Source organism: Microcoleus sp. FACHB-1515, assembly GCF_014696105.1.
Classification (GTDB): domain Bacteria; phylum Cyanobacteriota; class Cyanobacteriia; order Elainellales; family Elainellaceae; genus JAAUTJ01.
In genome coordinates this window covers 1-6,270 of the sequence record NZ_JACJPO010000032.1, presented here as the reverse complement: position 1 = coordinate 6,270, position 6,270 = coordinate 1, and the positions used below count along the sequence as shown (strand labels likewise).

Below are 6,270 nucleotides of genomic sequence, written 5' to 3'. Positions count from 1 at the left end.
AATACGACCATTCTTCACCGTTTGAGTCGAGGTGCAACTGGGACAAGCAAGCATCATAAAGAGTCCATCGAAATCTGTTGCTAACCTAGCATCATTACTTCTACACGACTACCCTAGTTTGTAGTGTAAGTCTACTCAACGGCCTGCAATTTAATTCATGCAATTTGATTCAAATGTATTCTGCATCACTCTAGCGATCGAAAGAAGCGCAAGATGTCAAATCTCTGTCTAGAGACTCGCAAAGATTTGGCGAAAACTCTGAAAGTATAAAGTAGGCTGTTTCACAAATTCAATTTACATCATGACTTCTGATTCCCCCCCTCCCGATCGTCCTGCTTTCAAGACGCCCGATCCGAATGCACTTCAGTCTGAAGAAACTCGCGAAGCCGTTCACAAGCGCTATGCTGACCTGCCCGAAGCAGATTTGTCTAATTCTGATCGCATCAGCCAAGGCGAAAGCAGCGACGACAGTTCTCTAACTTCTGCTGCATCAACATCTTCAGTTGATCTTCAGATGGGAACAATTGCACGATCGTCAGATTGATTTGGGCTGAGCGACGCTTCGATCGATTTAGTTGTAAAGCTAAAAAATATAGGTTGGGTTTTGAAAAGCATTAGGAGTGAAACTGCTGAGTAGATGCTAGAAAACCCAACCTATATCTGCTTTTAATCAATCGAAGAAATTCTTTGTCGTGTTGTCAATTTCGGTAAAGAAAATCGATTGATTGCCTAAAGTAATCCAGCGCTTCGCATTCCCAAAATTGTGCCTGCACCAAGAATGTGACCGAAGCTGGTTGTTGCCAACAATTCCGGTAGCCCAAACCCTGTGAACACTGCCGGAAGCTCAACGGGCAGCCCAGGGCCAACGCCGCGCTTTTGAATGGCATAGCGTCCGATCGCGATCGCCAGCAAATTGCAAATCACCATCACAAGCGCAACGTTTGGCGACCACTCACCGACGGTCGGAACAGCCAGAAGTAAAGTAGAGTGTGTCAAGGCAGTAAGCTCCATTAGATAGATTTTGGTGTGAAAACCACCCGGATTATAAGGAGCAAGCCCGCCGATTTTGCGTTTTGTTTTGAAGAGTTAACAGTGTTTGACCAAATCGCAACAAATCTACGCATTCAAGCGCCCCTGCGCGTCAAAATTTGCGGCGTGACTCGCATTGATCAGGCACAGGCGATCGCTCAAACTGGTGCTGACGCGATCGGTTTCATGTGCGTTCCTCAATCACCGCGCTACATTTCACCCGCTCAAATTCGATCGATCACCGAGCAGCTAGAATTGCCGATCGATCCCGTCGGTGTGTTTGCCAATGATTCGATCGATTCAATTGTTTCCATCGTTGAACAAACGAATTTGAACGTCGTTCAGCTTCACGGCAGCGAAACACCAGAATTTTGCGAAAAACTGCGATTGCATCTGCCCGACATCGAATTAATCAAGGCCTTTCGGATTCGGACTTTCGATCAGCTTGCGGAAATTCATCACTACCAAGCTTGCGTTGATACCTATTTGCTTGATGCCTATGTGCCTCATGCACTAGGCGGAACAGGGCACACAATCGACTGGCAAATTTTGCAAGAGGTGGAGTTCGATCGACCCTGGTTTCTAGCAGGAGGAATCACGCCCGACAATGTTTTGACCGCATTGAGTTTGCTCAAACCAAACGGCATTGATTTGTCCAGCGGTGTTGAAACTGCTCCTGGCAATAAAGACATAGCGAAGGTGAAGCAGCTTTTTGAACAATTAAACCGATCCCTTTAATCTGTCTGCTGTTTGCGAGAAAAGATGGTGAAGGCAGCAAAGGCGATCGCAATCATGCTAAATGAAAACAAAGTTGTTAAGGTTCCCAGCGCATACAAAGCGGGTGAAGTGACATTGGTCGTCATCCCAAAAATTTCTAGCGGCAATGTATTGTCTTGCCCAGAAACAAGAGAGGTGCGCGTAAATTCATCGTAGGACAATGTAAAGGCCAACAGTCCAACACCAATTAAGCTGGGTGCAATCAAGGGGAAAACAACTTCTTGAAACGTCTTAGGATCGCTAGCGCCTAAATCGCGAGCAGCTTCTTCATAAGCGGGATTGAATCGGTTGAAAACACCCAGCATAATCAAAAACGCAAAAGGAACCGTCCAGGTTAAATGTGCGCCAAGTCCTGAGGTAAACCAATCGGTTTGTAAGCTGAATTCGCCTCCAGTTGTTTGATTCACGATTTGATTGAGAACTTGAAAAACAATGCCAATTCCAAGCGAGACGAGAATGCTGGGAACAATCAGACTGGAGATGGTGAGGTAGAAAAGCGCGGTTGATCCTCGGAAGCGCGATCGAAACGCCAAAGCCGCCATGACGCTGACAATAACGGAGAGCGCTAACACAATTAAACCGAGAAGAAACGATCGCACGAAGGCATCAGTAAAGCTACCAACGCGCTGTTCTTGAAACACCTGTCCTAGCCAGTAGACGCCAAAGCCGCGCATTGGAAACGTTAATTGTCCATCTGGTCCCTGAAGGGAAAGCATGAAGATGGCAATCATGGGACCATAGAGGAATAGCACGAATAACCCAAAGAATGCTGCGAGAAGATAGAAGGAGAGCGATCGCTTTTTCTGTGCCATTTCTATAGCTCCTTACGAATATCAACGACGCGCAAAATTGCCATCACCAGCATCAAAGTGACGATGAGCAAAATGACGGCATTTGCTGCCGCGAGTGGATACTGTAGGCTGCCAATTTGGGTTTGAATCAGCTTACCGATCGAAGCCGCCTGTCCACCGCCCATCAAACGCACTGTCACAAATTCACCCATCACCAGCGTCACGACGAAGATTGAGCCGATCGCAATTCCCGGAGCCGCTAAAGGCAAAATGACTTCTTTTAAAGTTTGCCAGCCGTTTGCTCCCATGTCTTCCGCAGCGGTGATGAGGTTGCGATCGATCCGCATCAAGCTGTTGAAGATGGGCGCGATCATGAAGAAGTTAAATAGATGCACCATGCCAAGGACGATCGCGAAGTCGGAATAGAGCAAAAAATCTAACGGTTGCTGAATCAAACCGATCTTGAGCAGTAATCCGTTTACCAAGCCTTCACGTCCTAAAACGGGAATCCACGAAATCATCCGAATAATATTGGATGTCCAAAAGGGGACGGTACAGATTAGAAACAGAACGATTTGAAGGCGCTGATTTTGAATGTGAAAGGCGAGGAAATAAGCGACAGGAAAGGCGATCGCTAGGCAGAAAAACCACACCAGCGCTACATACTTGAATGTATTGAGATAGGTTCTTAACGTAACGTTTGAGGTGAGAATGCTGGTGTAGTTTTCGAGCGTAAAGGCCGGAACCATCGCGTAGCCGTTGAACTGCCAAAAGCTGACAATCACGATCATCGCGATCGGCAAGACGAGAAACAACAGAAAAACGAGCGTCTGCGGTGCAATCAGCAGATAAGGCTCAATTCGTTTCCACGTTTGATACATGGTGATTGATTTGATTCAAGTGAAATGAAAATCGATCGCGCCAGGAAAATTTAGCTTTTTGGCGCGATCGAACTTGTTAGCAATGCGATCGCATTACGACGCGATAAACTCGTTCCATTTCTGCACGAGATAGACCTGCTCCTGCATGGTCGAATTCCAGACTACAACGTTGCCCATGCGTTCTTCAAACGAGCCACCATCGCGGACTGCGCCTTTTTTCTCTAGCGTTTTGCCAAATGGATCAACCATGTCTTCAGACGCAGGTTTACCTTCATACCAAAATGCCCATTCTGCCGGAGACATTTGTGCTTTTGTGGTTTCAGGAACCGCGCTGTAGTAGCCTTGCCGTCCCAAGAATGCGCCGACCCAGCCATCCAGCAGCCAGTTGAGATATTCATAGGCCGCATCAAGCTGAATTCCTGACAGATTGCGCGATAAACCAACGCCGCCGCCCCAAGCGCGATAGCCTTCTTTTAAGGGTGCATAGATGCACTGCATGTTCTTCGCTTTCACAGCGGTGACAGCGGGCGACCACATCGATTGCAGCACTACTTCACCAGAAGACATCAGGTTGACTGATTCATCAAACGTCTTCCAAAAAGCACGAAATTGACCGTTTGCTTTTTGTTCTTTGAGGATGTCGGTGATTTTGTCAATTTCTTCTCGCGTCATGTTGCCTTTGTCGCCAAAGGTCATCAGTCCGGCAGATTCAGCCACCAGTGCAGCATCCATGATGCCGATCGAAGGAATGTCGAGAATCGACGTTTTTCCCTTAAATTCAGGGTTAAATAATTCCGACCAGCTTTCAATTTTGCGACCGACCAAATCAGGCCGATAGCCCAAGGTATCGGCGTTGTATTGGAAGGGAATCAAGGTCGCGAATTCGGTTGGGGAAGTGGCAAATTCTTTGGAGTCCTGTCCGGTCAAATACATTACTTTGATCGGTGAAGTTCCCTGAGCATTTTCGACTCGTGCGCCGTTGAATTTTCCGGTTGTGAAGATGGGAACAATCTTGTCGAAATTGGTAATTTTCCTAGTGTCGATCGGCTGCAAATTTCCAGAAGGAACGACGAGCGGCAAACTGAAATATTCGCCGTCAAATAGATCGTATTGTCCCGGCTGCGTGATCGCGATTTGGTTATTTTCCTCGGTGCTGAGCGCTCGCATTTCAAGTTTGAATCCGAGGTCTTCTTGCGCTTTGTCGCGAATTTCGTTGATTTGAGAAACGCCCGTTCCAATTAGCCGCAGCGTCACATCTTTGATTTGATTCGTGTTGACCTCTGGACCTTGAGCAGGATTGTTGGGTGTGCCGCTGGGCGCTTGATTGCGAGTACATTGAGTGGCACCCAGCAGGGCACCAGCAGCTAACCCGGTTCTCAAAACTTGACGACGAGAAATTTTAGACATGGTGTTGAATTAGGAAGTTTAATGTGAGAGGAAAATGCAGTCTTCGATCGCCCAGCTCAAAGTGACAAGCTGACCTTCGCTGACTGAATGGGTGAGCCAGTCGTGACTACGAACTTTGTAGGTGACTTCTTCGCCCGTTGCTTCCAACAGCAGCGAAACACGAGTCACATAGCCCGTAAACTCGATCGCCACGACGCGAGCCGTAAGCTGATTCGGTGCAGCAGGATCGGCAGGCGGGTAGGGATGGAGCGCGAGGCGATCGCTCCGCACCGAGCAGGCCGCTTCTGCCCCGACATTCGCCGCTTCGCCGTGACACAAAAATTTGCCCAATCGATCGACTTCCAGCCCAATCACGCGACTGCTGCCGTCGATCGCTTCGCTGACGACTTTGCCCATGAAGATGTTGTTATCTCCGACAAAGCGAGCGACAAATTTGGAGGCGGGCGTTCTGAAGATATCGGCAGGCGTACCGATCTGGTCAATTCGTCCGTGATCCATGACGACAATTCGATCGGAGAGGGCAAAGGCTTCGTCTTGCCCGTGCGTCACCTGAATGAACGTCATGCCAAACTGCTTTTGCAGCCGACGCAGTTCGCCGCGAGTCTTGACGCGCAAATTTTCGTCAAGGGCGCTTAGCGGTTCGTCCAGCAGCAGCACTTGCGGACGAGTCACAAGAGCGCGGGCAAGGGCGGCTCGCTGTTGCTGTCCGCCAGATAGCTGCGGCGGTTTGCGGTGTGAAAAGCGGCTAAGTCCAACAACTTCGATCATTTCTTCAACGCGCTGGGCACGTTCCGTCTTGGGCATTCCGCGCATTTTCAGGCCGAATTCGACGTTTTGCCACACGGTTTTGTGCGGAAACAAAGCGTAACTTTGAAACATCATTGCCGTGTTGCGTTTGGCCGGAGGCAGATCGTTGACGCGCCGATCGCCAATCACGATTTCGCCGCTGGTCGCATCTTCATGTCCGGCAATCATCCGCAGCGTTGTGGTTTTGCCGCATCCCGATGGCCCCAGCAAGCAGCAGTAGGAACCTGCTGGAATATCGAGGTTGATGTTCTCAACAGCGGTGAACGAGCCGTACTTTTTCGTTACCGATCGCAACGTCACGCCGACCGCATTGGCCGCGATCGCTGCTTGCGTTTCGCGACTGGGTGAGGCAATAGCATCCGTAGAAGCAGACACAGGCGAATCCAGCATAGGTCAAGGAAAAAAGGCTGAACGGTAGGGCGATCGCTTGATCCAGACTTTAACTACAAAGCCTTTTGAATCAAGTACAGGCAGCCTAAATAGGATGTGAACAAATGGTAGGCTGAGGGTGTGCCTCAAACTCTACCCTCTCAGACAATGGAAACGCTCGAACAGTTTATTCAAAGTAACCCACATAC

General features: G+C 48.9%; 7 protein-coding genes. 2 read left to right on the top strand and 5 right to left on the bottom strand.

From position 1 onward, the window contains the following. Positions 1–301 precede the first annotated feature (301 nt). Complete coding sequence (locus H6F67_RS11065; RefSeq protein WP_190766294.1) at positions 302–544, top strand: hypothetical protein; 243 nt, start codon at positions 302–304, stop codon at positions 542–544. Between the two features lie 185 nt (positions 545–729). On the opposite strand, the gene psaK is transcribed toward H6F67_RS11065, so the two are convergent. After that, positions 730–996 carry a photosystem I reaction center subunit PsaK gene (psaK, locus tag H6F67_RS11060; RefSeq protein ID WP_348251999.1) on the bottom strand — a complete coding sequence of 89 codons (267 nt, stop codon included), beginning with the start codon at positions 994–996 and terminating at the stop codon, positions 730–732. Positions 997–1,092: 96 nt separating this feature from the next. On the opposite strand from psaK, the gene H6F67_RS11055 reads away from it, so the two are divergent. Beyond that, positions 1,093–1,767, top strand: coding sequence for a phosphoribosylanthranilate isomerase (locus H6F67_RS11055; RefSeq protein ID WP_313926802.1), 675 nt, complete (start codon positions 1,093–1,095; stop codon positions 1,765–1,767). Here the strand turns inward: H6F67_RS11055 and H6F67_RS11050 are convergent. From H6F67_RS11050 to H6F67_RS11035, 4 genes are all read right to left on the bottom strand, one after another. Further along, positions 1,764–2,618: an ABC transporter permease gene (locus H6F67_RS11050; protein WP_190766290.1), complete on the bottom strand. Its 855-nt coding sequence runs from the start codon at positions 2,616–2,618 to the stop codon at positions 1,764–1,766. The genes H6F67_RS11055 and H6F67_RS11050 overlap by 4 nt on opposite strands. A gap of 2 nt (positions 2,619–2,620) precedes the next feature. Further along, positions 2,621–3,478, bottom strand: coding sequence for an ABC transporter permease (locus H6F67_RS11045; RefSeq protein WP_190766287.1), 858 nt, complete (start codon positions 3,476–3,478; stop codon positions 2,621–2,623). Between the two features lie 93 nt (positions 3,479–3,571). Further along, the gene (locus tag H6F67_RS11040) at positions 3,572–4,885 is read right to left on the bottom strand and encodes a PotD/PotF family extracellular solute-binding protein (RefSeq protein ID WP_190766285.1); all 1,314 of its coding nucleotides are present in this window, start codon (positions 4,883–4,885) and stop codon (positions 3,572–3,574) included. 18 nt (positions 4,886–4,903) lie between these two features. Further along, complete coding sequence (locus tag H6F67_RS11035; RefSeq protein WP_190766283.1) at positions 4,904–6,082, bottom strand: ABC transporter ATP-binding protein; 1,179 nt, start codon at positions 6,080–6,082, stop codon at positions 4,904–4,906. Positions 6,083–6,270 lie beyond the last annotated feature (188 nt).

Excerpts from the sequence above, each read along its gene's own strand:
- H6F67_RS11065 (WP_190766294.1), top strand. The coding sequence starts at position 302 with ATGACTTCTGATTCCCCCCCTCCCGATCGTCCTGCTTTCAAGACGCCC.
- H6F67_RS11050 (WP_190766290.1), bottom strand. The coding sequence starts at position 2,618 with ATGGCACAGAAAAAGCGATCGCTCTCCTTCTATCTTCTCGCAGCATTC.
- H6F67_RS11045 (WP_190766287.1), bottom strand. The coding sequence starts at position 3,478 with ATGTATCAAACGTGGAAACGAATTGAGCCTTATCTGCTGATTGCACCG.
- H6F67_RS11040 (WP_190766285.1), bottom strand. The coding sequence starts at position 4,885 with ATGTCTAAAATTTCTCGTCGTCAAGTTTTGAGAACCGGGTTAGCTGCT.
- H6F67_RS11035 (WP_190766283.1), bottom strand. The coding sequence starts at position 6,082 with ATGCTGGATTCGCCTGTGTCTGCTTCTACGGATGCTATTGCCTCACCC.